The organism is Xylophilus sp. GOD-11R, from assembly GCF_033546935.1.
In the GTDB taxonomy this organism is placed as follows: domain Bacteria; phylum Pseudomonadota; class Gammaproteobacteria; order Burkholderiales; family Burkholderiaceae_C; genus Xylophilus.
Window position 1 is genome coordinate 3,451,307 of sequence record NZ_CP137854.1, and the last position, 25,780, is coordinate 3,477,086.

Genomic DNA, 25,780 nt, shown 5'->3' on the forward strand with positions numbered 1-25,780 from the left:
GGACTCCTTCGAAGATGGGTTCAGGGGTCGAGGGTGGCGCCCAGGAACCCACCGAAAGCTTCGTAGAAGCCTTCCTCGTTGTCCCAGGGAATCATGTGGCCGGCACCGGCCACCCGCACCTCGGTGAGGCCGGGCATGGCGAGCTCCATTTCGAAGACCTCGTCCTCGCTCACTACCTCGCCGAGCTCTGCGCTGATCAGCAGCACCGGCACGTGCAGCTCGGGCAGGTCGGCATGGATGTCGTCGGCGTTCAGGCCTTCGAAGGCGGCGACCACCGCGCTTTCGTCGCAGGTGGCCAGGCCTTGCACATAGGCAGCCAGCCGCTCGTCGCTCCAGGCAGGATGGAAGACGCGCATGCCCTCCACACCAGCGCCCGACTTGGCCAGGCGAATGCTTTCGAGCGCGCGTTCGAGGGTCTGCGGATAGGCCCGGCGGCCGGGGCCGGAAAGGGGCGGATCGATCAATGCCAGCTTGTGCAGCCCGGGCGGTTGCCGTGCGGCGGCATGGATCGCGATGCGCGCGCCCAGTGAATGGCCGACCACCGCCCAGTGCTGCAACTGGAGCTCGGCGGCGAAGGCGTCGAGGTCGGCGGCCAGGGTGTCGAGCCGGTAGTCGAGCGCGGGCGACGATTCGGACTGGCCACGGCCGCGGATGTCGAGCACATAGGTGTCGAAATGCCGGCCGAAACGCTCGCCGACGAAGGCCCAGGTGGCTGCGGGACTGGCCAGGCCGGGAACGATGATGACCGTGTCGCGATGCGCGCGATAACCGTCGGCGCCGCCGAAATGCAAAAAATGCTGGCGGATACCGTTGGCAGTGACGGTGCCGTCGTGGAGAAAGGTGCTGTCGGTCATGGGCTTTTTCCTCGTTTTGTGCGGGCGCGACGAAAAGCGGTGCGCCCTCCCCGAGGCGAGTGCATCAGGACCGGCGATTTCAGCATGGGCGATGCGAACTCTGCTCGCGCTCGGATCGACAACACAAATAACTCTAGCGCACACACTCTATTTAATCAACACGATATTCATGCATCCAAATCGTGCGCTCCGGCAACATCAGGCATCATTATTGGGATAAATGCCCCAATATGGCGAAACGACTGCCGACGCTTTACCGCCTTATTTATAGTCTGTACACTTTGTTTTCGTCTTTCAGACACCCCGCCGGACAGGAGCACCCCATGCAGCGCAAGACCCGCATCGCCATCATCGGAGCTGGACTCGGCGGCGCCACCGCCGCCTCGCTCATGCACAAGGCCGGCTTCGACGTGCGCCTGTACGAGCGGGCCGATCGTTTCGAGCGCATCGGCGCGGGCATCCATGTGGGGCCGAACGTGATGAAGATCATGCGGCGCATGGGCATCGAGGACGAGCTCAACCGCCAGGGCGCGCATCCCGACTACTGGTACAGCCGCGACGGCATGACCGCCGAAATCATGTCGCAGATTCCCCTGGGCGATTACGCCGTGAGCCACTACGGCGCCAGCTACCTCACGGTGCACCGGGGCGACTTCCACGCGCTGATGATGCAGACCATTCCGCCCGGCATCGTCGCCTTTGGCAAGTCGCTCGACAAGGTGGAAGACCGGGGCGACGACGTGCTGCTGAGCTTCGCCGACGGCAGCACCGAGGTGGCCGACATCGTCATCGGTGGCGACGGCATCAACTCCAAGCTGCGCGAGACGCTCATGGGCCCGGAACTGCCCAAGGACACCGGCTATGTGGGCCACCGCGCCGTGTTCCCCACCTCGCGCATCAAGAACTTCAGCCACGACATGTGCTGCAAGTGGTGGTCGGGTGACCGCCACATGATGGTGTATTTCGTCACCAGCCGGCAGGACGAGATCTACTACGTCACCGGCGTGCCGCACGCACCGTGGGACATGACCAGGAGCTGGGTGCCCAGCAGCCAGGACGAGATGCGCGAGGCCTTCGCCGGCTGGCATCCCGCCGTGCAGGCGCTGATCGAGGCGGGCGACACGGTGACCAAATGGCCGCTGCTCGAACGCGATCCTTTGCCGCTGTGGAGCAAGGGTCGGCTGGTGCTGCTGGGCGACGCCTGCCACCCGATGAAGCCGCACATGGCCCAGGGCGCGGCCATGGCCATCGAAGACGCCGCCATGCTCACCCGCTGCCTGGAGCTCACCGGAACCGATCGACACCCGGCCGCCTTCGCGCTCTACGAAGCCAACCGCTCCGAGCGCGCCGGCCGGGTGCAGCTCGTCTCGCACAACAACACCTGGCTGCGCACCAACGAGAACCCCGACTGGTGCTTCGGCTACGACGTGTTCGAGGTTCCGCTGGTCGAGAAGGCGTGATCCCGCTATCCGCCCGCCTGGGGCTCGCACCTGCGAGGCGACGGCTTCTTCGGGCCTGCTGAGCCGCCGAGGCTCCTAGGGGCTTTCCCCGACCCCACCCATCTTCTGCAGCAGGAACAGCACCGCCACGCGCTCGGCGGGGTTCAGGTCGCCGAAGGTGGCTTCGGTGATTTCCTGGGCGAAGGGCACGGTCTTGCGGACCAGCGCATCGCCCGCGTCGGTCGCGCGAATCATCACCTTGCGCTTGTCGGCCGGGTCGTGCGTGACCTCGATCAGCTCACGCGACCTGAGCCGCTCGACCACGCCGCGCGCGGTGCCCTGGTCGATGGCGGTGGCCCGCACGATGTCGTTGAGCGAGCAGGCGCTACGCTCGCGCACCGCGCACAGCACCACGAACTGCGCCGCGGTGAGTTGCGAATCGGGAATGCGCTGCTGAAAGACCGCCACGTGCCGCTGGTAGGCGCGCCGCAGCAGATGGCCGACCTGCTGAGAAAAATCGTAGCCCTGCAGAATGCCGTCGGCGGGATCGGCCGGGGCGCTGACGGTGTCGGACGGTCGGTTTCGCTGGGTCATGGAATGGCGCATCGGGGCGACGGCATCGCGGCCGGGGGCGGCAAGCCTACCACCCGACCCGCCGGCGTCGGATTCAAGCGTCACAAGACGCGTCACAACCAGCCACACACGAGACAAATCGCTGCTTTTGTGGCTCTATACTGAGGTTTGACAGGGACGCGTGTTCATACGGTGAACGCGACGGCCCGCACAGCCCCCATATTTGCCGTCGGAGACTGACGTTGCTGCTTTGGACCCTGGAACACCCGGTGGGCGACGAGACTCATGAGCGAAGTCCGGTGATCGCGGCCGGCGCAGCCGACGAACGGACCACGACAAGCCGAACCCGGAGGTCGGAATGGACGGCCGGGTAAAGCCGCTTTCGTCCGAGCGGCGCCTCATCTATTTCCTGGTGCCGTTCCTGATCGCGTTCCAGATCGGGGCCTTCGCGCTGATGTGGTTCGCCAACCGCCGCATCGCCACCGACAAGCTCGAGGACGAGCTCGAATCCAGTTCGCAGGTCTTCAAGTACGCCATCGCCCAGCGCAGCGAATACCTCAAGCAGGCCACCGACCTGGTGGCCAAGGACTACGGTTTCCGCGAGGCGGTGTCGAGCAATTCGCGGCCCACCATCGAGTCGGCGCTGAAGAACCAGAACGTGCGCATGGGCTCGAGCCTGACCGTGCTCTCCACGCTCGACGATGCGGTGTCGGGCAAGTCGATGTCGCAGACCACCGGCTTCCTGGCCGACTATCCCGGCCTGAGCGATGCCTCGCTCGCCGCGCAGGTGCAGGCGGTGCAGCCCGGCCAGAGCGCCCTGCGCGCACTGCGACTCGACACCGACGTGAACGTGCTCTACCAGTGGGTGAAGACCGTGGTGCGCACGCCCGCGCCCAGCGCCCACCTGTCCTTCGCTTTCAAGATCGACGACCAGATCGCGGCCCAGTTCCGCCAGATCACCAATTCGGACTTCGTCTTCCTTTCGCGCGAGGGCGACGGCCCGTGGACCATCCAGGCCTCGTCCTACGACCCCGAGACGCAGGGCGCCATGGTGTCGAAGTTCACCAATCTGCAGGAAGGCTTCTGGTCGATGCGGGCCGGCGCGAACAGCTACCGCATGCTGACCGTGGAACTGGGCCGCAGCGGCAATTCGCGGGTGGTGGCGGTGGTGGGCCAGTCGCTCGAAGAGGCCATGGCCACCTTCGTGAAGCTGGAGCGCATCTTCACCGTGCTGATCGTGTTCAATGTGCTGCTGTCGGTGATCGCGGTCTACCGGGTCACCAACAAGATCGTGGCGCCGCTCGACAAGGTGGCCTACCAGGACAGCCTGACCCGCCTGGCCAATCGCCGCCTGTTCGAGCTGAACCTGCAGCTGGCCTCCGAAAACCTGAAGGCGCTCGGCCGCGGCTACAGCCTGATGGTGATGGACCTGAACAAGTTCAAGGCGATCAACGACACCCTGGGCCACGCCGCCGGCGACCAAGTGCTGCAGGAGGCGGCGCGCCGCATCCAGGGCATTCTGCGGAGTTCGGACACCGTGGCGCGGCTGGGCGGCGACGAGTTCGCGGTGCTGCTCATCACCAACGACCGCCACAAGGCCAGCGAGATCGCCGCGATGATCGTCGACCGGGTGCGCCAGCCGATGACGCTGGCCGACGGCAAGGTGGTGGACGTGGGCGTGAGCATCGGGGTGGCGCGCGCGCCGGAGAACGGCACCGCGACCGAGGAGCTGCTGCACCTGGCCGACGAAGCCATGTACGCGGCGAAAGTCCGCGCCTGCGGCTTTACTTTCGCGTGAAGGTACGCAGCAGCTTCACCGTGGCCGGACAGGCGCCGTGGCGGGGCCCGTCGTCCGGCTACACGATGCCCTGGGCTCGCAGCGCCTCGATTTCGCCAGCGCTTAAGCCGAGCATCTCCCCCAGCACGCTCTCGGTGTGCTCGCCCAGGTAGGGCGGAGCGCGGTCGTAGTCGATCGGGCTGGCCGACAGGCGCATGGGGCTGGCCACGGTGGGCACCTCCTGCGTGCCGCGTCGCGCGGTCTTGCGCAGTCCGCGTGCGCGCACCTGCGGATCGTCGAACGCCTGGGCGATGTTGTTGATCGGTCCGCCCGGCACGCCGCGCGCTTCGAGGCCGGCCATGAAGTCCGCGCTGGTGAAGCCGCGGCTGGCCTGCTCGATCAGCGCGACCAGCTCGACCCGGTGGCGCACCCGGTCGGCGTTGCTGCGAAAACGCGCGTCCTGCGCCCATTCGGCATGGCCCAGGCATTCGCACAGCCGCGCGAACTGGCCGTCGTTGCCGGCCGCCACGATGACGTGGCCGTCGGCGGTGGGAAAGCTCTGATAGGGAACGATGGTGGCGTGGCCGTTGCCCATGCGCCCGGGAATGTCGCCGGCCACCAGGTATTGCATGGCCTGGTTGGACATGAGCGCGATCTGCACGTCGAGCAGCGCCATGTCGATGTGCTGGCCTTCGCCCGTGCGCTCGCGCTGGTGGAGCGCGGCCAGGATGGAGCTAGTGGCGTAGAGGCCGGTGGCCAGGTCGACGATGGCCACGCCGCTCTTCTGCGGACCGCCGCCGGGCAGGTCGTCGCGCTCGCCGGTGATGCTCATCATGCCGCCCATGCCCTGCAGCAGGAAGTCGTAGCCGGCACGGTGGGCGTAGGGGCCGTCCTGGCCGAAGCCGGTGATGGAGCAGTAGATGAGCCGGGGAAAACGCGCGCGCAGCGTGGCGTGGTCGAGGCCGTAGCGCGCCAGGCCGCCGACCTTGTAGTTCTCCACCAGCACGTCGGCCTTGGCCGCTAGCGCCAGCACCAGCGCCTGGCCTTGCGCGCGCGACATGTCGATGGTGATGGAGCGCTTGCCGCGATTGCCGGCGAGGTAGTAGGTGGCGTCGCGCCGGCCGGGCTCGGCGCCGTCGATGAAGGGCGGGCCCCAGGCGCGGGTGTCGTCGCCCTTGCCGGGAATCTCCACCTTGACGACGTTGGCGCCCAGGTCGGCGAGGTTCTGCGTGGCCCAGGGACCGGCGAGCACGCGGCTCAGATCGAGAACGGTGATGTCGGAAAGGGCTTTCATGGGCGATGCGGACACGGGCGATGCGGGGTAGCTCAAGAGACGGCGACCCTAACCCGGAAGCCGGGGAGTCGTCATCGGTAGCTGTACGGGTGAACCGCGCTGTCGGGGACAATCGCCGGCTCCCATGACGACACCCGCCACGATCCTGCTCGCCCCGATGGAAGGGCTCCTCGACTTCGTCCTGCGCGACATCCTCACGCGCGTGGGCGGCGTCGACCGATGCGTGTCGGAGTTCATCCGTGTGACCGGCGCCGTGCTGCCCGACCGCGTCTTTCTGCGCTACGTGCCCGAGCTGCTGACCGGCAGCCGCACCGCCGCCGGCACGCCCGTGCGACCGCAACTCCTGGGCTCCGATCCGGCGAGCCTGGCGGGCAACGCGGCTGCGCTGGCGCGGCTGGGAGCCGAAGGCGTGGATCTGAACTTCGGCTGCCCGGCCAACGTGGTCAATCGCCACGGCGGCGGCGCGGCCCTGCTCGATTCGCCCGAGCTGCTGTTCGACATCGTGCGCGCGGTGCGGCAGGCGGTGCCGGCGCATCTGCCGGTGTCGGCCAAGATGCGGCTCGGCGTGCGCGACGCGAGCCTGTCGGTGGAATGCGCGCAGGCCCTGGCCGAGGCCGGCGCCTGCGAACTGGTGGTGCATGCCCGGACCAAGACCGACGGCTACCGCCCGCCCGCCTTCTGGGAGCAGATCCCGGCGATCGCCCGCGCGGTGGCCGTTCCGGTCGTCGCCAACGGCGAGATCTGGACCGTGGACGACGCGCTGCGCTGCCGCGAGGCCTCGGGCCGTCAGGCGCTGATGCTCGGGCGCGGCATCGTGGCAGACCCCGGCCTGGCCTGGGCCTTGCGCGCGGCCGACGGGCAAGCAGTGCCGGCGGGTGTTTCGTGGGAGCGGCTGCTGCCGCACCTCGACGATTTCTGGGCCGTCATCAGCCACCACTTTCCCGGTCGGCAGCGGGTGGGCCGGCTCAAGCAGTGGCTCAACCTGCTGCGCCGCCGCCATCCCGAGGCGGAGACGGCGTTCCAGTCGCTGCGCACGCTGACCGATCCCCACGACGTGGATGCCTGGATGGACCGGCTGCGCGCGGCCGAGCCGGCCTGAACGGATCGGTCGCCGGACATATCCGGCGACAGGCCCGCGCCACGGCCGGCCACAGAATGGCCGCCCGACCAACCGCCAGGCCCGCCGATGAAAGCTCTCTCCCGCAAGGATTACGACGAACGGATCGAACCGCTGCAGATCGAACTCGCCCGCGTGGCGCGCTGGGTGGCGGCCACCGAACAGCGGGTGCTGATCATCTTCGAGGGCCGCGACACCGCCGGCAAGGGCGGCGCCATTTCAGCCATCTCGGAGCATCTCAACCCGCGCCAGTGCCCGATCACCGCCCTGCCCAAGCCAACCGAGCGGGAAAGCTCGCAGTGGTACTTTCAGCGTTACGTGGCGCACCTGCCGGCCGCCGGCGAGATCGCCCTGTTCGACCGCAGCTGGTACAACCGCGCCGGCGTCGAGAAGGTGATGGGCTACGCAACCGACCGGCAGGTCAAGGACTTCCTGAAGCAGGCGCCCATCTTCGAGAAGATGCTCGTCGACGACGGCATCCTGTTGTTCAAGTACTGGCTGGGCACCGACCAGGCCGAGCAGGAAGAGCGCTTCGCCGAGCGGCATTCCGATCCGCTCAAGCGCTGGAAGCTCTCGCCCATCGACCTGAAGGCGCGCGATCACTACGCCGACTACACCAAGGCCCGCGAAGCGATGCTCGAGGCCACCCACACCAAGGCCGCGCCCTGGACGCTGGTGGACTTCAACGACCAGCGCCTGGGCCGGCTGACCCTGATTCGCGATCTGCTCGCGCGCCTTCCCTCCAAGCGGGTACGCGCCGAGGCCGCGCCCCTACCGCCGCTCGAAGACAAGCCGCATAAGGAACGCTATCGCGTGATCGAACCGCTGGTCCCGTCGCGCGAGGACAAGCCCTCCAAGGATTGAGGCGTATCGCCCGGCGTTACACCGGCTCGCGGCAACGCTGCTTCAATGTCGCCGCATCGTCACTGCGCCGCAGTGGCGGTTGCCGCAACAAGATCGAGAACCACCATGCGTCCATTCCACCGTTCCACCCTCGCCCTGGCCGCCGGCCTGGCCTTCTTCGCGGCCGGCGCCGTCGCCCCGCTGCAGGCCCAGACCATCGCTGCGCCCGCCACGCCCGCCACGCCCGCCACGCCCGCTGTCGCCGAAAAGCCGGTGCGCCTGCGCGGCACGCTCGAGAAGATCGACGCCACCACCATCACCGTCAAGGAACGCGGCGGCGAAAGCGTGGTGCTGCAGCGCCCGGCCGACATGCCGGTGTCCGAGGTGTTTCCGGTAACGCTGGCGGCCATCAAGCCCGACAGCTTCATCGGCACCGCCGCCCTGCCCCAGCCCGACGGCACGCAGCGCGCGCTCGAAGTGGTGGTGTTCCCCGAGGCCGCGCGCGGCACCGGCGAAGGCCATTACGCCTGGGACCTGATGCCCGAGAGCACCATGACCAACGCCACGGTCGAAGGCATCGCAGCGGCTCCGGCCGACGTACCCGGCGGCCAGCGCCTGGTGCTCAAGTACAAGGGCGGCGAAAAAACCGTCATCGTGCCGCGCGACGTGCCGGTGGTGAGCTTGCGGCCCGGCACGCCCGAGCTGCTGGTGCCCGGCGCCAAGGTCATGGTCAACGCGCAGATGAAGGACGGCAAGCCCACCGCCCTGCGGGTGATGACCGGCCGCAACGGCTTCGCACCACCGATGTGATCGCACTGGCGTCATGAGGCGGTCACGGCCGCCTGGGATGTTCCGGGCTTTAACGACCCGAGACCATCCAGCCACCATGACGCGCCTCGCCATCACGCTCGCCGCCGCCCTCGCCTGCGGCGGCTCCTTCGCCCAATCCGCACCTGTCGTCTTCCCCGCCACGCTGGCCGGCCACGCGCTGCTGCCGGCGCAATCGATGGTGGCGGCCCCGAAGGACGCGCCGGCCGACCTCCAGTCCGCCGGCAAGTTCAGCGACGGCAAGCGCACCGAGGCGCTGGGCACCGTCGAAGGCAAGTCCTTCGGCCGCGGCACCGGCGTCTTCATGCCCTTCCAGGGCCAGCCGCTGCAGGGCCATTCGGGCATCAAGCGCATGGCCGACGGCAGCTTCTGGATCCTCACCGACAACGGTGCCGGCTCCAAGGCCAATTCGCCGGACTTCATGCTCTACCTGAACCACTACCAGGTGGACTTCAAGACCGGCAAGTTCCAGCGCAAGGCCACCGTCTTCCTGCACGACCCGGACAAGAAAGTGCCATTCCGCATCGTCCACGAGGGCAGCAAGAAACGCTATCTCACCGGCTCCGACTTCGATCCCGAAAGCTTCCAGTTCGCCGGCGGCGCGCTGTGGATCGGCGAGGAATTCGGCCCCTACCTGATCAAGGCCGACCTGAAGGGCAAGGTGCTCGCCGTGTTCGACACCCTGGTCGACGGCAAGCCGATGCGCTCGCCCGACCATCCTTCGGTCACCACGCCGGGAGCGCCCGGTGGCGCGGTGGAGTTCCAGGCCAAGCGCTCCAAGGGCTTCGAGGGCATGGCCTCGTCGCCCGACGGCAGCAAGCTCTACGCCCTGCTCGAAGGCCCGGTCTGGAACGCCGAAGCCAAGGACTACGAACGCGTCGACGGCAGGGAAGCCCTGCGGGTGCTGGAGTTCGACGTGACCGCCGGCCGCTGGACCGGCCGCCACTGGAAATACCCGCTCGAAGCCAACGGCAACGCCATCGGCGACTTCAACATGATCGACGGCGACACCGGGCTGGTCATCGAACGCGACAACGGCGAAGGCACGGCCGACAAGGCCTGCCCGGAAGGCCAGAAGCGCAGCGACTGCTTCCACGACATCGCCAAGTTCAAGCGCGTCTACAAGATCGAGATGAACGAAGCCAACGTCGGCGCTCCGGTGCGCAAGATCGGTTACGTCGACCTGCTGAACATCGCCGACCCCGACCGCCTGGCGCGCAAGCCGCTCAACGACGGCGTGCTGAAGTTTCCGTTCTTCACCATCGAGAACGTCGAGGTGGTGGACGCGCGGCACATCGTCGTGGGCAACGACAATAACCTGCCGTTCTCCAGCAGCCGCGAGCCGAACCGGGCTGACGACAACGAGTTGATCCTGCTGGACGTGGGCGACTTTCTGCAGAAGCGCTGAAGCTTCTGCGTTTTCATTCGCCAGTCGTCAGACCGGCGGCAGCGGAGCGCCGCAGTCGCTGCAGAAACGGGCGTTGGCGGGGTGGCGGTCGGTACCGCAGGCCTCGCATTTCTTCATGCCCAGTGCCCATCGGGCGCGCTGGGCGGTGAACTCCGAACTCACGATGCCGGTCGGCACCGCCAGCGTGCCCCAGCCGAGCAGCATCATGGCCGAGGCGATGCCGCGGCCGATGGCGGTCTTGGGCGCGATGTCGCCGAAGCCGACCGTGGTCATGGTGGTGATCGCCCAGTAGATGCCCACCGGGATGCTGGTGAAGCCGTGCTGCGGGCCTTCGACCACGTACATCAGCGTGCCCATGACCACCACCACCAGCAGCACGAAGGACATGAACACCGCGATCTTCCGGCGCGAAGCGGAAAGCGCTTCCGCCAGGGCGCTGTATTCGGCCACGTATTGGCTGAGCTTGAGGATCCGGAAGATGCGCAGCAGGCGCAGCACGCGCACGTCCACCAGGGCGTAGACGCCGGGCACCAGCACGGCGACATAGGTGGGTAGCAGGGCCAGGAGGTCGATTATTCCGAAGGCGCTTCGGGCGTAGCGGAGGGGACGTTTGACGCAGGCCAGGCGGCAGAGGTATTCGGCGGTGAATACCAGGGTGAAGAACCATTCGATGGCTCGAAAGACGTTGTCGTGGCGGGTGTGGATGGAGGCGACGCTGTCGAGCGCTACCGTCACCACGCTGGTGAGGATGAAGCCGATCAGGATGAGGTCGAAGGTGCGGCCGGCTTGGGTGTCGGATTCGAAGATTATTTTGTAGAGGGTGAGGCGCCAGCCGGATTCGGGGCGGCCATAGCGTTCGGCGTCCTGGTTTGGTGGTGGGGGTTGGGTGGTTATCTGCATTTTTTGGATGCTAACCGGGAGGGTGGGTTTATGTCTTTGGATTTTCTTCTATTGGGGGTTGGGCTTGGTTGGGCATTTGCTCTTTGCTGGTCTTTTTTTTCTTCTACTGCTCGTAGGGTGGAGCTGGGGGCTTGCGCGCCCCCAGACCCGCGGTAACTTTCTTTTGTTGGGACAAAAGAAAGTCACCAAAGAAAAACCCTTGAAGACGAGCTCGAGGCTCGGTCGGGCCATTGCTTCGCTCGGCCTGGGGAATGTGCCTTCGAACGCTCTAGCGGCAACAGTTTGGACAAGGGTCGATCCAGAGCCATGGCCCCTGCTTCGCAGGGTCGGGGCTGAGAGGATAAGAACAGGCGACCGCACTGGCGGAGCGCGCAGGCGCCATGCGATGCGCCCTGGCGGAATGCTGAGCGCAACGATCAAACATCGACCCGAAGCAGCGCTTGAACGGGCCGGCCATCACGACGTGACCTGGACCACGGTGCGCAGCGAACATGGCGATCGAATCAGCGCGGCCCTCTCACCGTGCTCAGTGCGGTCGCCTGTCCTTACCCTCTCAGCCCCGACCCTGCGAAGCAGGGGCCCAGGCACTGGATCGACCCTTGTCCAAACTGTTGCCGTTAGAGCGTTCGAAGGCACATTCCCCAGGCCGAGCGAAGCAATGGCCCGACCGAGCTTCGAGCTCGTCTTCAAGGCAACTTTCTTTGGTGACTTTCTTTTTTGCCAGAAAAGAAAGTTACCGCGGGTCTGGGGGCGCGCAAGCCCCCAGCTCCACCCTCTGCAAAGAGAAGAAAAGAAAAAAAGGCAGCCTGCGGTGCAATGAGCAAGCCCCCAGCTCCACCCCACGACCAGTAGAAGAAAAACAGAAAGAAGCAGCCTCGTTCAGCAAAAGCAAAAACCCCAGCTCCATCCTCTTCCACAAGAAAAAAACTCAAAAACTCAGCGAGTCAACTTATCAATAATAGACTGCCTAATATTGTCAATATGCCGAGCAGTCTCAGCAGCAGCAGCCACAGAATCCCCCCGCTCAAGAGCATCAATAATCGCCAGATGCTCCACACAAACAGGCCCCAACCGGTTATCAAGCCGCTTGAGAGAAAACATCCGAGTCTTCCGCCGAACCTCGGCGATCATTTCCCCGAGCATCTGATTCCCACACCACTCGATCACCGCCCCGTGCAGATCGGCATCGAGCTTCTGATGCTCAGGACTGGCAGCGTCATCGAGAGACATCAGCGTCTCGATCTGCAGCCGCATGGCAGCCAGAGTCTCTCGCGGCACCTTGCCAGCTGACCGCGCGGCCGCCTCCGACTCCAGCAAACGCCGCACATGCAGCGCCTCCATGATCTCTTGCAGCGTGACCATGCGAACCACCAACCGCCCGTTGCGCCGCTCCAGCACCCGCTCCCCTTCCAGCCGGTGCATCGCCGCCCGTAAAGGTGTCCGCGAAATCCCCAGGCGCAATGCCAGCATGCGTTCCTGGATCTGGTCGCCCTGCTGCAGTTCGCGCGAAAAGATCAGGTCGACCAAGGCTTCATAAGCCTGGTTCGCCAAGCCCTTGCCCACGCCGGACGAAACATCGATGTCGGTCTCCACGGCCGTCTCGTCCGCGGTTTTGCTGGTGTTCATGGGATTCAATTTTGCCTTGTCGGCGCCATCATACGTGGCATGACGATTGCTTGATACCAGTGGTATACCAAATGTGCACCGTTGTGTGCACCATGAAGAAACATGTCTCTCGCGATCGAAGAACCCACCACTGCCTCCGCTGCCATTGCGCTCGACACCCGTCTGGCCGACCGCCTCCGCGTGGTGCGCCCGTCGGCCACCGGGGCCGCTTCCGCCCGCGCCCGGGAGCTCGCCGCCCAGGGCCGCAGCATCATCAGCCTGAGCGAAGGCGAGCTCGACTTCGACACCCCTGCCCACATTCGGGACGCGGCGGTCGAAGCCATCGCCCAGGGCGAGACCCGCTATACCGACGTCGGTGGCACGCCGCAACTCAAGGCCGCGATCGCCGCCAAGTTCCTGCGCGACAACGACCTGCGCTTCGAATCGCGCGAACTTATCGCCGCGACCGGCGCCAAGCAGATCCTGTTCAACGCCATGCTCGCCACGGTGAACCCGGGCGACGAGGTGATCGTGGTGGCACCGTATTGGGTCTCGTACTCCGAAATGGTGCGCATCGCCGGTGGCACGCCGGTCGTGCTGGTGCCCGAGGCAAGCAACGATTTCAAGCTGACGCCCCAGAAGCTAGCCGCCGCGATCACCCCACGCACCCGCTGGCTGATGCTGAATGCGCCGGGCAACCCGTCCGGCGCGCTCTACACCGCCGACGAGCTGCGCGCCCTGGCGGCCGTGGTGGCGCAGCATCCGCGCCTGCTGGTGATGTCCGACGACATCTACGAAGAGATCGTGTTCGAAGGTGAGTTCTGCTCCTTCGCCCAGGCCGCGCCGGCCATGCAGGCGCGCACGCTCACGATCAACGGCGTGTCCAAGGCCTACGCCATGACCGGTTGGCGCCTGGGTTACGCAGGCGGGCCGGCCTGGCTGGTGAAGGCGCTGGAGCTGCTGCAGTCGCAAAGCACCAGCAACCCGAGCTCGATCAGCCAGGCCGCCGCCGTCGCCGCGCTGAACGGCCCGCAAGGCATGCTCGACGACTGGCGCCAGCGCCTGCGCGCGCGCCGCGACATGGCGCTGGAAATCCTCGCTGCCGCCGCACCGTTGCTCACCATCCGCAAGCCGCCGGCCGCCTTCTATCTGTATGCCGACTGCTCGCGGGTAATGGGCATGCGCACGCCAGCCGGCGAACGCCTCGCGACCGACGTGGACTTCGCCCGCTACCTGCTCGAAGACGCCGGCGTGTCGGTGGTGCCCGGCACCGCCTTCGGCCTGGCGCCCTATGTGCGGCTGGCCTATGCGCTGTCCGACGAGAACCTGCGCCTGGCCTGCGACCGCATCGTCGGCGCCTGCGCCCGGCTGCAACCGGCCACCGAAGCCGCATGAAGACCGCCGTCGCCGCGCCATCCCTGCCGCTGGCCGAATGGTCCGTCGAGCCGGTCGGCGACCGCTGCCTGATCGTGCGACTGGGCACGCAGGTGGACGTGGCGACCAGCCGCACGGTGCATGCCGTCACCGCCGCGCTGCTGGCCGCCGACCTGCCCGGCGTGGTCGACGTGGTGCCGGCCTTCACCACGCTGGCGGTGTATTTTCAGCCGACCGCGTTTTCGCTCAAGCAGGGACTGCCCTCGGCCCAACTCACCCGCCGCATCGAGACCGTGCTCGCCGCCGGCGTGCCGCCCTTGACCACCGAAGGCCGTCTGGTCGAAGTACCGGCCTGCTACGGCGGCGAGCTCGGCCCCGATCTGGAAGACGTGGCGCGCCAGAGCGGCATATCGCCCGAAGAAGTGATCGCCCTGCACACCGCCGTGCCGGTCACCGTGTATGCCTTTTTCTTCTCGCCCGGCAATTCCTTCGCCGGTCCGCTCGACGCGCGACTGGCCGGCGTGCGCCGCCGCCCCACGCCGCGCGTGCGGGTGGAAGCCGGCTCGGTAGCCATCGCCAACGGCATCACCTCCATCTATCAGACGACGTCGCCCGGCGGCTGGAACATCCTGGCGCGCACGCCCTGGAACATGTTCGACGTGAAGGCCGATCCGCCGACCCGGGTGCAGCTGGGCGACCGCATGCAGTTTCGCCCGATCGGCATCGAGGAATTCCACGACACGCTGGAGGCCCGGCCATGAGTGTCGACCTCAACAGCGACGCCTGCATGCTGGTCGAGCGCCCCGGCATGTACAGCCTGCTGCAGGACAACGGCCGGCTCGGCCACCAGCGCATCGGCGTGCCGGTCAACGGGCCGATGGACGAGTGGTCGCACCGCCTGGCCAACGCCCTGGTCGGCAACGAGGCCGGCGCGGCGGTGCTCGAATGCACCCTCACCGGCCCGCGTGTCTCCTTCTCGCAAGACACCCTCATCGCCCTCTGCGGCGCCGACCTGCAGGCCACCGCCGCGGGTCGCCCCGTGCCGCTGCAGCGCGCGATGATGCTGCGCGCCGGCACGGTGCTCGACTTCGGCGCGCGCCGCGCCGGCGCCCGGGTCTACCTGGCGGTGCGCGGCGGTTTCGCGACCGAGCCGGTGCTCGGCAGCCGTGCCACCTACGTGCGCGGCGGCCTCGGCGGCTTCGAGGGCCGCGCCCTGCGCAAGGGCGACCGCGTGCCGCTCGGCAAGCCGCCCGCCGCCGCCCTGCCGCTGGCCGGGTTGCTGCGCGACAGCGGTCTGCCGATGCTCGCCGACCTGCCGCGCGACCCGGTGCTGCCCGACACGCCCGCCGGCCAGTTGCGCTTCGTGCCCGGCCCGCACTGGTCGCAGTTCACCGACCAAGCGCAGCAGGCCTTCACCGGCACGCCCTATGCGCTGACCCAGGAATCCGACCGCATGGGCAACCGACTGCGCGGCGCCGCACTGCAGCTGCGCGCACCGCTGGAGCTGGTGTCCGAAGCCACCGTCTTCGGCACCGTGCAGGTGCCGCCGGACGGCCAGCCCATCGTGCTGATGGCCGACCGCCAGAGCGCGGGCGGCTATCCCAAGATCGGCTATGTCTGCAGCGCCGACCTGCCGGCCCTGGCGCAGTCGCTGCCGGGCGACGCGCTGCGCTTCACCCCCGTCACGCAGGACGCCGCCGAGCGCCTGTGGCTCGACTTCGAAACCCGCCTCGGCGACGCCTGCAAGGCCGCCGTCCACGCGCTGCGCTGAAGCAGGCGCGCCACATCCACCACCCCTGAAGGAAACAGCACCGATGCCTTCCATCGACATCAACTGCGACATGGGCGAGAGCTTCGGCTCCTGGAACATGGGCCAGGACCTGGAGATCTTCCCGCACATCAGTTCGGCCAACATCGCCTGTGGCTTTCATGCCGGCGACCCGGACGTGATGTTCAAGACGGTGCAGGCCGCCATCGCCACCAACGTGGCGTTGGGCGCCCATCCCGGCCTGCCCGACCTGCAGGGCTTCGGCCGCCGCGCCATGGCCATGACCGCCGCCGAGGTCTACAACCTGACCGTCTACCAGGTCGGCGCGCTCGCCGCCTTCGCCCAGACCCAGGGCGCCACGCTGCACCACGTCAAGACGCACGGCGCGCTCTACAACATGACGGTGCGCGATGCGTCGCTGGCGCGCGCCTTCGCCCAGGCGGTGCACGACTACGACGCCGGCCTGCTGGTCTACGTGGCCAACGCCAACATGGCCGAGGCCGCGCAATCGCTCGGCCTGCCGGTGGCCTTCGAGGTGTACGCCGACCGCAGCTACCAGGACGACGCCACCCTCACCCCGCGCTCGCAGCCGCACGCCATGATCGAAGACGCCGACCAGGCGATCGAGCAGGTCAAGCGCATGGTGCTCGACGGCAAGGTGCGATCGCTCTCGGGCAAGGACGTGCCGATCAAGGCCGACACCCTCTGCATCCACGGCGACCAGCCCGGCGCGGTGGTTTTCGCCCGCCGCATCCGCGAGGCGCTCGCCGCCGAGGGCATCGCCGTCCAGGCGGTCTGAGCCCGCCCGCCTTTCCCTCTCCGTTTTCCGTCCCGTCCGCTCTCACAAGGTTTTTCTCCCATGCCTTCTGCCAAGACTTCCCGTCCCGTCCTGCGCGGCCTCGCGCTGAGCCTGGCCCTCGCCCTGGGTGCCTCCACCGCCGCCATGGCCCAGACCCGCGGCGGCACGCTGCGCGCCATCGCCCAGCCCGAGCCGCCCACGCTCATGCTCGGCCTGAACCAGCAGACGCCCACCCAGTACGTCGCCGGCAAGATCTACGAAAGCCTGCTGACCTGGACGCCCGACCTCAAGCCCATGCCCGGCCTGGCCAAGTCGTGGACCGTGTCGCCCGACGGCAAGCTCTACACCTTCGAACTGCAGACCGGCGTGAAGTGGCACGACGGCAAGGCCTTCTCTTCGGACGACGTGGTCTTCAGCGTCGACAAGTTCCTGCGCGAAGTGCATCCGCGTGCCCGGGTCATCATCAACCAGTTCGTCGAGTCGGTGAAAGCGACCGGCCCGAACAAGGTCGAGATCCGCCTGAAGGAGCCCTTCGCGCCGTTCCTGAAGTCCTTCGTCAGCGACAACATGCCGATCGTGCCCAAGCACATCTACGAAGGCACCGACTTCAAGACCAACCCCGCCAACGCCACCCCGATCGGCACCGGCCCGTTCAAGTTCAAGGAGTGGAAGAAGGGCTCCTACATCATCCTGAGCCGCAACCCCGATTACTGGCAGAAGGGCAAGCCCTACCTCGACGAGATCGTCTTCAACGTGATCCCCGACGCCGCCTCGCGCGCGGTGGCCTTCGAGCGTGGCGACGTACAGGTGGTCAGCGCCAACGACATCGACAACGTCGACGTGCCGCGCCTGAAGAAGGTGGCCAACACCCAGTCCACCACCAAGGGCTGGGAGATGTTCTCCAAGCTGGCCTACATCCAGATGAACATGAGGAAGCCGCCCTTCGACAACGTCAAGGTGCGCCAGGCCGTGATGGAAGCGGTCAACCGCAAGTTCGTGGTCAACAACATCTTCTTCGGCCTGGGCAAGATCGCCACCGGCCCGGTGTCGTCCACCACGCCCTTCTACGAACCCAATGTGCCGGCCTACACCTACGACCTGAAGAAGGCGCGCGCCCTCATCAAGGAATCGGGCGTGGACGTTTCCAAGACGCCGATCAAGATCCTCAGCTACCCCTACGGTGCCACCTGGGACCGCCTGGGCGAATACACCCGCCAGGCCCTGGAACAGATCGGCTTCAAGGTCGAGATCGAATCGGCCGACGCCGGCACCTGGTCCAAGCGCGTGTCGGACTTCGACTTCGACATGACCTTCAGCTTCACCTCGCAATACGGTGACCCGGCCCTGGGCGTGGCGCGCCTCTACCTGGCGCGCAACATGGTCAAGGGCTCGGCCTTCGTCAACAACCAGGGCTACAACAACCCGGCGATGGACGTGGCCTGGGACAAGGCGGCCGCCGCGACTTCGGTGGAAGAGCGCCAGCGCCTCTACAGCACCATCCAGAAGACCCTGGTGGAAGAGGTCGCCAACGGCTACCTGTTCGAGATGGAAATCCCCACCATCTACAGCAACAAGGTGCACAACCTGATCCAGACGGCCATCGGCCTGAACGACACCTTCGCCGACGTGTACATCGACAAGTAAGTCGAGCACGACGCATCTCCCCTGCTACCTTGGATACCCTGCGATGAAGACCCTGTCTTTCCTGGTTTCCCGTCTCGGAAAGGCGGTCTTCGTCGTCCTGGGCGTGGTGATCGTCAACTTCCTGCTGATCCGGCTGGCGCCGGGCGACCCGGCCGCCGTGCTGGCCGGTGAATCGGGGTCTTCCGACCCGGCCTATGTCGACCAGCTGCGCCACGAGTTCGGGCTCGACAAGCCCGTCTGGATGCAGCTGCTCATCTACCTGCGTGGCGTGATGCACCTGGACCTGGGCTTTTCCTACCGCGAACGCCTGCCGGTGTTCGACCTCATCCTCGACCGCCTGCCGGCCACCCTGCTGCTGATGGCCTGCGCCTTCGTCTTCGCCATCCTGCTGGGCGTGCTGGTGGGCGTGATCGCCTCGCGCAGCCGCTACCAGGGCCGCATCCCGGGCCTGGACAGCGTGCTCATGACCGTCTCGCTGCTGATCTACGCCACGCCGCAGTTCTGGCTGGCGCTGCTGGCCATCATCTTCTTCAGCCTGCAGCTCGGCTGGCTGCCACCTTTCGGCATGGAGACCGTCGGCAGCGGGCTGACCGGCATGGCCCACGTCAAGGACGTGGCCCTGCACCTGGTGCTGCCCACGCTCTCGCTCGGCTGCTTCTTCATGGCCGTGTACGCCCGGCTGACACGCGCCTCCATGCTCGAGGTGCTGGGCATGGACTTCATCAAGACCGCGCGCGCCAAGGGGGTGCCGGTGGGCGAGATCGTGCGCCACCACGCCCTGCGCAACGCCCTGCTGCCGGTGGTCACCTTCGCCGGCATCCAGCTCGGCCAGATGGCCGGCGGCGCGGTGCTGACCGAAACCGTCTTCGGCTGGCCCGGCATCGGCCGGCTGCTCTTCGACGCGCTGATGCAGCGCGACTACCAGCTGCTGCTGGGCGTATTCCTGGTGACCTCGACCATGGTCGTCGTCTTCAACCTGCTGACCGACCTGGTCTACCGCTTCATCGATCCCCGCATCGCGGACGCTTGAGGGGAACCCATTCCATGAAAAAGTTCATGCGGCGCTTCGTCGCCAACCGCGGTGCGGCCCTCGGCCTGGTGCTGCTGCTCATCGTCATCCTCGCCGGCGCCTGCGCTTCCTTCGTGTTCGAGGAATCGCCCTGGTCCATGGTGGCCGACCCGCTGCTCAAGCCTTTCCAGGATCCGGCCTACCCGCTGGGCACCGACATGCTGGGCCGCGACATCGCCGCCGGACTGCTCTACGGCGCCCGCGTGTCGCTGATGATCGGCGTGGTCTCCACCGCCGTCGCGGTGCTGTTCGGCATCCTGGTGGGCGCGCTCGCCGGCTATCACGGGGGCCGCACCGACGACCTGCTGATGCGCGGCACCGAGTTCTTCCAGACCATCCCGCAGCTGGCCATGGCGCTGGTGCTGGTGGCCATCTTCAAGCCCTCCATCTATTCCATCGTCGGCGCCATCTCCATGGTGTCGTGGCCGCCGGTGGCGCGGCTGGTGCGCTCGGAATTCATGACGCTCAAGCAGCGTGAATTCGTGCAGGCCGCCATCGTCATCGGCCAGACGCCGGGCCGCATCATCTTCTCGCAGATCCTGCCCAACGCGGCCTCGCCGATCATCGTGACCGCCTCGCTGATGACGGCCACCGCCATCCTCACCGAGTCGTCGATGTCCTTCCTGGGTCTGGGTGACCGCAACCTGATGAGCTGGGGTTTCATGATCGGCGCCTCGCGCACCATGCTGCGCGAAGCACCGTGGATGAGCCTGTGGCCCGGCCTGGCGATCATGCTCACCGTGCTGTCCATCAACCTGATCGGCGAGGGCCTGAACGACGCCCTCAATCCGCAACTGCGCAAGCGCGGGGCCTGAGATGGACGCGACCCTGAACACCACCCACAAGACGCCGCTGCTGTCCATCCGCGACCTGAGCATCGCCCTGCCCCAGGGCGGCGATCGCCAGCACGCGGTGCACCGCGTGAGCTATGACATCCATGCCGGCGAGATCGTCTGCATCGTCGGCGAATCGGGCTCCGGCAAATCGATGAGCGCCAACGCCATCATGGGCCTGCTGCCGTCGTACCTGCGCCCCGAGAACGGCCAGATCCTGCTAGAAGGCCGCGACCTGCTGACGCTGCCCGAGGAGACCCTGCGCGACATGCGCGGCCGTGACATGGCGATGATCTTCCAGGAGCCGCTGTCGGCCCTGAACCCGCTGCTGACCGTGGGCGAACAGATCGCCGAGGTGATGCGGGTGCATGGCGCCTATCCCGGCGAGGCACGCGAACAGCGCGTGCTGGAACTGCTCGAATTCGTCGGCCTGCCGGACCCGGCCACGCTGCGCCATTCGTGGCCCTTCCGCCTGTCGGGCGGACAGCGCCAGCGGGTGATGATCGCCATGGCCCTGGCGCTGGAGCCCAAGCTGCTGATCGCCGACGAACCGACCACCGCGCTCGACGTGACCACGCAGGCGCAGATCCTCGCGCTGATCGCGCGCATCCAGCGCGAGAAGGGCATGGGCGTGATGTTCGTCACCCACGACTTCGGCGTGGTCGCCGAGATCGCCGACCGCGTGGCCGTGATGGAGAAAGGCGTGCTGGTGGAGCAAGGCACCGCCGCGCAGGTGCTCAACCGCCCGCAGCATGCCTACACCCGCCGGCTGATCGCCGCGGTGCCGCATCTGCGTGCCGAAAAATCCGACAGCGCCGCGCTGCGTGGCAAGCCGGTACTGCAGGTGGAAAAGCTCACCAAGACCTACTCCAGCGGTGGTGGCCTGTTCAGCAAGAAGCGTGTGGTGCGGGCGGTCGACGGTGTGTCGTTCAGCGTGCAGCGCGGCCAGACGCTGGGCATCGTCGGCGAGTCGGGCTCGGGCAAGTCGACCATCGGCAAATGCCTGCTCAAGCTGACCGACGTGGATGCCGGCCGCATGCTGTTCGACGGCGAAGACATCGTGCCGCTGAGCGAGACCGAGTTCCGCCCCAAGCGGCCGAAGATCCAGATGATCTTCCAGGACCCGTTCGCCTCGCTCAACCCGCGCCACACGGTCGGCCGCATCCTGTGCGACGGACCCCTGGCCGCCGGCGTGCCGCGCGCCCAGGCCGAGGCGCGGGCCCGCGAACTGCTGCAGCTGGTGGAGCTCGACGTGTCGGCCTTCGACCGTTATCCGGGCGAATTCTCCGGCGGCCAGCGCCAGCGCGTGGGCATCGCCCGGGCCCTGGCCATGGAGCCGCAACTGATCGTGGCCGACGAGTCGGTGTCGGCGCTCGACGTGTCGGTGCAGGCCCAGGTGCTCAAGCTGCTGCGAAACGTGCAGCAGCGGCTGCAGATCGCGCTGATCTTCATCACCCACGACCTGCGCGTGGCCGCGCAGATCTGCGACCACCTGCTGGTCATGCACCGTGGCCAGGTGGTGGAACAAGGCCCGCCGGGCCAGATATTCGATGCACCCGAGCATGCCTACACCCGCCAGCTGATCGCCGCCATGCCCGGCCGCGAATGGGACCCGACGCAGGCGGTGCTGGCGTGACGGTCCCGGCCCCGGACATCGGCCTGGCGACCACCCTCTTCGCCCGGCTGCGAGAGCTCGCCTTCGACGGCGCCGGCATCACCCGCGACACCTACGGCGCCGGCGAACAAGCGGCGCACGACCTCATGGCCGCCACCGCCCATGCGCTCGGCCTGGAGGTGCGCACCGACGCCGCGCTCAATCTCTACCTCACCCTGCCCGGCCGCGACCGTGCGCTGCCGGCCGTCATGACCGGATCGCACCTCGACTCGGTGCCGCTCGGTGGCAACTACGACGGCGCCGCCGGCGTGGTGGCCGGTCTGGCGGTGCTCGCCGGCTGGCGCGCTGCCGGCCAGGTGCCGCAACACGACGTGACCGTGATGAGCATCCGCGCCGAGGAAAGCGCCTGGTTCCCGGTCTCCTACATCGGCAGCAAGGCCGCCTTCGGACTGCTGCCGGCCGAAGCCCTGTCGGCCTGCCGCTTCGACACCGGTCAGCCGCTGCGCGAGCATCTGTCGCGCCATGGCGGCCGCCCCGACGACGTGGCACGCGGCGTGGCAAGCCTGCGCGCCGAGGCCATCGACTGCTTCGTCGAACTGCACATCGAGCAAGGCCCGGTGCTGCTCGGCGACGGCCATGCGATGGGCGTGGTCACCGGCATCTGCGGCAGCCGGCGTTATCGCCGCGCGCGTGCCCTGGGCGCCTATGCGCACTCGGGCGCCACGCCGCGCCTGCACCGGCGCGACGCCGTGGCTGCCACCGCCGCGCTCATCCACGGCGCCCAGCAGGACTGGGCCGCGCTCGAAGCCGCCGGCCACGAGCTCACCCTCACCTTCGGCCAGATCGATACCGATGCCCACCAATCCGACCTGAGCAAGGTCGCGGGCGAGGTCGCGTTCTGCGTCGACATCCGCTCGCGCAGCCACGCCACCCTGGCCGCGATGGACGACCGCCTGCAGGCGGCCGCCGCCGCGTTGCAGGCATCGCACGGCGTGGTGTTCGACTTCGGCGTGCGCAGCGGCAGCGAGCCCGCCGAAATGAACGCCGCCCTGCGCCAGGCCCTGTCGCAGGCCGCCGCCGAACAGGGCTCGCCCGCCCCCGCCCTGCCGAGCGGCGCCGGCCACGACAGCGCCACCTTCGCCAACGCCGGCGTGCCATCGGCCATGCTTTTCGTGCGCAATGCCCACGGCAGCCATAACCCCGACGAAGCCATGGCGACCGCCGACTTCGCCGCCGCCACCACCGTGCTCGGCACCGTGCTGGGCCAGCGGGCCGGGCTTTCGATCACCTCCGCCCTTCCGGCTCGCTGACATGTCCGCCACCTGCCTCATCGCCCAACCCATCCACCCCGTCGGCGCCGAACTGCTGCGTGCCGCCGGCATCACGGTGCTGGAGCCACGCGGCGTTGACGCCATCCGCGCCGCCATGCCCGAGGCCGACGCGGTCATCGTGCGCGACGGCCTGAACGCCGAACTGCTCGACGCCGCACCCCGCCTGGCCGTCATCGCCAACCACGGCACCGGCACCGACAAGATCGACGTCGCCCATGCCGCCAGGCTCGGCATTCCGGTCACCTGCACGCCCGGTGCCAACACCCGCGCCGTCGCCGAACATGCGCTGATGCTCATGCTGGCCGTGTCGCGCCAGGCCGTCGCCGCCGACGGCGCCACCCGGCGCGGTGAATGGGCCTTCAAGTACCGGCAACCCTTTTTGTCGCTGTCGGGCCGCACCCTGGGCGTGGTCGGTTTCGGCCGCACCGGCCGGGTGCTCTGCGAGATGGCCTCGCGCGGCCTGGGCATGCGGGTGCTGGCCTGGTCGCCCAACGCCGATCCGCGCGACCTGGCCGCCTGCGGCGCGACCGCCGCGGCCTCGTTCGACGCCTTGCTACAGGCCGCCGACGTGGTCTCGCTGCACCGTCCGCTGCGTGCCGACACCCGCCATACACTCGACGCCGCCGCGCTGCGGCAGATGAAGCCGACCGCCATCGTGGTGAACACCTCGCGTGGCGGCCTGATCGACGAAGCCGCGCTCTGCGCCGCCTTGCGCGAAGGCCGCATTTTCGGCGCCGGGCTCGACGTGTTCGAGACCGAGCCGTTTGCCTCGCACGCCGAACTGGCCGCCTTGGCCAACGTGCTGCTCACGCCGCACGTCGCCGGCTCCTCGCAGGAAGCCCTGCATGCCACGGCCAGCCAGTGCGCGCAGCAGGTGATCGCGGCGCTCGGCGGTCAGATGCCGGAAGACCTGGTGCGGCCGGAGGTGTGGTTGCGGCGGCGCTGGCCGGTGGTTGTTTCTCCTGTTTCGATGTCCTCCTTGTCCCACTCATGAATCCACCCGTCTTTTCCCTGATCCAGGGCACGGTTCCCCTGCTGATCTCCATTCCCCATGGCGGCGAAGTGCTGCCCGAATCGTTTGCAGAACGCATGACGCCGGCGGCGCGTCTGGTGGCCGATACCGACTGGCACCTGGCGCGGCTCTATGACTTTGCGCGGGGCATGGGGGCTTCGATGCTGCGGGCGAACTATTCGCGCTATGTCATCGACCTGAACCGGTCGAGCACGGGCGAGAGTCTGTATCCGGGGCAGACGACCACCGGTCTATGTCCCGCGGAGACGTTTCGGGGTGAGCCCGTGTACGCGGAGGGGTTCGCGCCGCCGGATGCTGCGGAGACGGCGGAGCGGGTCGATGTGTACTGGCGGCCCTATCACGAGGCGCTGCAGGGGGAGATCGATCGATTGAAGGGGCTCTTCGGGCAGGTGCTGGTGTGGGAGGCGCACTCCATCGCCAGTGTTTTGCCTCGGCTGTTTCCAGGGGAGTTGCCGGGGTTGAATGTCGGGACTTTCGATGGGAAGTCTTGTTCGCCTGCCATGCGGGAGGCGGTTGTTGCCGCCACTTCGGCGGGGGCTTTTTCCTGGGTTGCCGATGGGCGGTTCAAGGGGGGGTTCATTACCCGGAATTACGGGCGGCCTGCCGAGGGGGTGCATACCGTTCAGCTGGAAATGGCTCAGTGTCTTTATATGGACGAGTCCGTGCCGTTTGGGTGGCGGGATGATTTGGCTTGCGGGGTTATGCCGGTGGTGGAGTCGATGGTGCGGGCGGCGTTTTCCGCTTTGCCTTGAGATTTGACGGTTCTGCTTGCTGAGAGCGGGGGTTGCTTATTACTCGTCTGGGTTGGTTGATTTCCCTTTCTTCTCTCTGTCGAGGGTGGGATTGGGAGATCTCTCTTTGCTGAGCTGGCCTCTCATTTTATTTTTCTTCTCTTTGCCGAGGGTGGAACTGGGGGCTTGCGCGCCCCCAGACCCGCGGTAACTTTCTTTTCTGGCAAAAAAGAAAGTCACCAAAGAAAGTTGCCTTGAAGACGAGCTCGAGGCTCGGTCGGGCCATAGCTTCGCTCGGCCTGGGGAATGTGCCTTCGAACGCTCTAGCGGCAACAGTTTGGACAAGGGTTGATCCAGAGCCATGGCCCCGCTTCGCGGGTCGAGGCTAAGAGGGTAAGAATAGGCGACCGCACTGAGCACGGTGATGGGGCCGCGCTGGTCCAATCGCCATGCTCACTGCGTGCTTTGGTCTGGGCCGCATTCATGGCCTCACGTCCGATCAGGCGCTGGTCCGGATCGATGCTCAGGTGCCGCGCTCGCATTCCGCCAGGGCACTTCGCATGGCGCCTGCGCGCTCCGCCAGTGCGGTCGCCTGTCCTTACCCTCTCAGCCCCGACCCTGCGAAGCAGGGGCCCAGGCACTGGATCAACCCTTGTCCAAACTGTTGCCGCTAGAGCGTTCGAAGGCACATTCCCCAGGCCGAGCGAAGCAATGGCCCGACCGAGCCTCGAGCTCGTCTTCAAAAGCTTTTCTTTGGTGACTTTCTTTCAGCGGAAAGAAAGTTACCGCGGGTCTGGGGGCGCGCAAGCCCCCAGCTCCACCCTCGGAAGAGAGAAGAAAAGAAGAAAGACGCAACCACCCCAGCAAAGAGCAAGCCCCAAAACCCAACGCTCAATAAAAGAAAACCACCCCAAGATCAATCCCCAAAACCGGCTACCGCAAAAA

Annotated in this window: 23 protein-coding genes; 18 read left to right on the forward strand and 5 right to left on the reverse strand. The window is 67.1% G+C overall.

Annotated features, from left to right (window positions below):
* Positions 1 to 20: 20 nt before the first annotated feature.
* The gene (locus R9X41_RS15975; protein WP_318631427.1) at positions 21 to 854 is read right to left on the reverse strand and encodes an alpha/beta fold hydrolase; all 834 of its coding nucleotides are present in this window, start codon (positions 852 to 854) and stop codon (positions 21 to 23) included.
* 323 nt (positions 855 to 1,177) lie between these two features.
* On the opposite strand from R9X41_RS15975, the gene R9X41_RS15980 reads away from it, so the two are divergent.
* Positions 1,178 to 2,314, forward strand: a complete 1,137-nt coding sequence (locus R9X41_RS15980) for an FAD-dependent monooxygenase (protein WP_318631428.1) — start codon at positions 1,178 to 1,180, stop codon at positions 2,312 to 2,314.
* A 75-nt stretch (positions 2,315 to 2,389) separates the two neighbouring features.
* On the opposite strand, the gene R9X41_RS15985 is transcribed toward R9X41_RS15980, so the two are convergent.
* Positions 2,390 to 2,887, reverse strand: a complete 498-nt coding sequence (locus tag R9X41_RS15985) for a MarR family winged helix-turn-helix transcriptional regulator (protein ID WP_318631429.1) — start codon at positions 2,885 to 2,887, stop codon at positions 2,390 to 2,392.
* 337 nt (positions 2,888 to 3,224) lie between these two features.
* Here R9X41_RS15985 and R9X41_RS15990 point away from each other — a divergent pair, with 337 nt between their 5' ends.
* The gene (locus R9X41_RS15990; protein ID WP_318631430.1) at positions 3,225 to 4,664 is read left to right on the forward strand and encodes a diguanylate cyclase domain-containing protein; all 1,440 of its coding nucleotides are present in this window, start codon (positions 3,225 to 3,227) and stop codon (positions 4,662 to 4,664) included.
* 58 nt (positions 4,665 to 4,722) lie between these two features.
* Here R9X41_RS15990 and R9X41_RS15995 read toward each other — a convergent pair whose 3' ends face one another.
* Positions 4,723 to 5,937 carry a CaiB/BaiF CoA transferase family protein gene (locus tag R9X41_RS15995; protein ID WP_318631431.1) on the reverse strand — a complete coding sequence of 405 codons (1,215 nt, stop codon included), beginning with the start codon at positions 5,935 to 5,937 and terminating at the stop codon, positions 4,723 to 4,725.
* A gap of 124 nt (positions 5,938 to 6,061) precedes the next feature.
* On the opposite strand from R9X41_RS15995, the gene R9X41_RS16000 reads away from it, so the two are divergent.
* The 4 genes from R9X41_RS16000 (at position 6,062) to R9X41_RS16015 (ending at position 10,133) form a co-directional block, all read left to right on the forward strand.
* On the forward strand, positions 6,062 to 7,036 hold the full coding sequence (locus R9X41_RS16000; protein WP_318631432.1) for a tRNA dihydrouridine synthase: 975 nt from the start codon (positions 6,062 to 6,064) through the stop codon (positions 7,034 to 7,036).
* 87 nt (positions 7,037 to 7,123) lie between these two features.
* Positions 7,124 to 7,918 (forward strand): polyphosphate kinase 2, encoded by a 795-nt coding sequence (gene ppk2 / locus R9X41_RS16005; protein WP_318631433.1) that lies wholly within the window; start codon positions 7,124 to 7,126, stop codon positions 7,916 to 7,918.
* 105 nt (positions 7,919 to 8,023) lie between these two features.
* Positions 8,024 to 8,707 (forward strand): hypothetical protein, encoded by a 684-nt coding sequence (locus R9X41_RS16010; protein ID WP_318631434.1) that lies wholly within the window; start codon positions 8,024 to 8,026, stop codon positions 8,705 to 8,707.
* Between the two features lie 76 nt (positions 8,708 to 8,783).
* A complete protein-coding gene (locus tag R9X41_RS16015) occupies positions 8,784 to 10,133 on the forward strand; it encodes an esterase-like activity of phytase family protein (RefSeq protein WP_318631435.1) in 1,350 nt (449 codons plus the stop codon).
* A 27-nt stretch (positions 10,134 to 10,160) separates the two neighbouring features.
* Here R9X41_RS16015 and R9X41_RS16020 read toward each other — a convergent pair whose 3' ends face one another.
* Complete coding sequence (locus R9X41_RS16020; RefSeq protein WP_318631436.1) at positions 10,161 to 11,033, reverse strand: ion transporter; 873 nt, start codon at positions 11,031 to 11,033, stop codon at positions 10,161 to 10,163.
* Positions 11,034 to 11,632: 599 nt separating this feature from the next.
* On the opposite strand from R9X41_RS16020, the gene R9X41_RS16025 reads away from it, so the two are divergent.
* On the forward strand, positions 11,633 to 11,992 hold the full coding sequence (locus R9X41_RS16025; RefSeq protein ID WP_318631437.1) for a hypothetical protein: 360 nt from the start codon (positions 11,633 to 11,635) through the stop codon (positions 11,990 to 11,992).
* On the opposite strand, the gene R9X41_RS16030 is transcribed toward R9X41_RS16025, so the two are convergent.
* Positions 11,970 to 12,659: a GntR family transcriptional regulator gene (locus tag R9X41_RS16030; protein ID WP_318631438.1), complete on the reverse strand. Its 690-nt coding sequence runs from the start codon at positions 12,657 to 12,659 to the stop codon at positions 11,970 to 11,972. The genes R9X41_RS16025 and R9X41_RS16030 overlap by 23 nt on opposite strands.
* A gap of 102 nt (positions 12,660 to 12,761) precedes the next feature.
* Between R9X41_RS16030 and R9X41_RS16035 the strand changes: the two genes are divergently transcribed.
* Genes R9X41_RS16035 through hutG form a run of 11 tightly spaced genes read left to right on the forward strand, consistent with a single transcriptional unit; the run spans position 12,762 to position 24,856 of the window.
* The gene (locus tag R9X41_RS16035; RefSeq protein ID WP_318631439.1) at positions 12,762 to 14,033 is read left to right on the forward strand and encodes a pyridoxal phosphate-dependent aminotransferase; all 1,272 of its coding nucleotides are present in this window, start codon (positions 12,762 to 12,764) and stop codon (positions 14,031 to 14,033) included.
* The gene (gene pxpB, locus R9X41_RS16040; RefSeq protein WP_318631440.1) at positions 14,030 to 14,773 is read left to right on the forward strand and encodes a 5-oxoprolinase subunit PxpB; all 744 of its coding nucleotides are present in this window, start codon (positions 14,030 to 14,032) and stop codon (positions 14,771 to 14,773) included. The genes R9X41_RS16035 and pxpB overlap by 4 nt, the downstream gene beginning before the upstream one ends.
* On the forward strand, positions 14,770 to 15,783 hold the full coding sequence (locus R9X41_RS16045) for a 5-oxoprolinase subunit C family protein (protein WP_318631441.1): 1,014 nt from the start codon (positions 14,770 to 14,772) through the stop codon (positions 15,781 to 15,783). Before pxpB ends, R9X41_RS16045 begins: the two co-directional genes overlap by 4 nt.
* Positions 15,784 to 15,826: 43 nt before the next feature.
* Complete coding sequence (locus R9X41_RS16050; RefSeq protein ID WP_318631442.1) at positions 15,827 to 16,579, forward strand: LamB/YcsF family protein; 753 nt, start codon at positions 15,827 to 15,829, stop codon at positions 16,577 to 16,579.
* A gap of 60 nt (positions 16,580 to 16,639) precedes the next feature.
* Positions 16,640 to 18,223: an ABC transporter substrate-binding protein gene (locus tag R9X41_RS16055; protein ID WP_318631443.1), complete on the forward strand. Its 1,584-nt coding sequence runs from the start codon at positions 16,640 to 16,642 to the stop codon at positions 18,221 to 18,223.
* Between the two features lie 43 nt (positions 18,224 to 18,266).
* Positions 18,267 to 19,253 carry an ABC transporter permease gene (locus R9X41_RS16060; RefSeq protein ID WP_318631444.1) on the forward strand — a complete coding sequence of 329 codons (987 nt, stop codon included), beginning with the start codon at positions 18,267 to 18,269 and terminating at the stop codon, positions 19,251 to 19,253.
* 14 nt (positions 19,254 to 19,267) lie between these two features.
* Positions 19,268 to 20,107 carry an ABC transporter permease gene (locus R9X41_RS16065; protein ID WP_318631445.1) on the forward strand — a complete coding sequence of 280 codons (840 nt, stop codon included), beginning with the start codon at positions 19,268 to 19,270 and terminating at the stop codon, positions 20,105 to 20,107.
* A gap of 1 nt (position 20,108) precedes the next feature.
* Positions 20,109 to 21,761, forward strand: coding sequence for an ABC transporter ATP-binding protein (locus R9X41_RS16070; RefSeq protein WP_318631446.1), 1,653 nt, complete (start codon positions 20,109 to 20,111; stop codon positions 21,759 to 21,761).
* Positions 21,758 to 23,050, forward strand: coding sequence for a Zn-dependent hydrolase (locus R9X41_RS16075; protein WP_318631447.1), 1,293 nt, complete (start codon positions 21,758 to 21,760; stop codon positions 23,048 to 23,050). The genes R9X41_RS16070 and R9X41_RS16075 overlap by 4 nt, the downstream gene beginning before the upstream one ends.
* 1 nt (position 23,051) lies before the next feature.
* Positions 23,052 to 24,065 (forward strand): hydroxyacid dehydrogenase, encoded by a 1,014-nt coding sequence (locus R9X41_RS16080; protein WP_318631448.1) that lies wholly within the window; start codon positions 23,052 to 23,054, stop codon positions 24,063 to 24,065.
* Entirely contained in the window at positions 24,062 to 24,856 is a 795-nt protein-coding gene (hutG, locus tag R9X41_RS16085; RefSeq protein WP_318631449.1) for an N-formylglutamate deformylase, read from the forward strand. Before R9X41_RS16080 ends, hutG begins: the two co-directional genes overlap by 4 nt.
* The last annotated feature ends 924 nt before the right edge of the window (positions 24,857 to 25,780 follow it).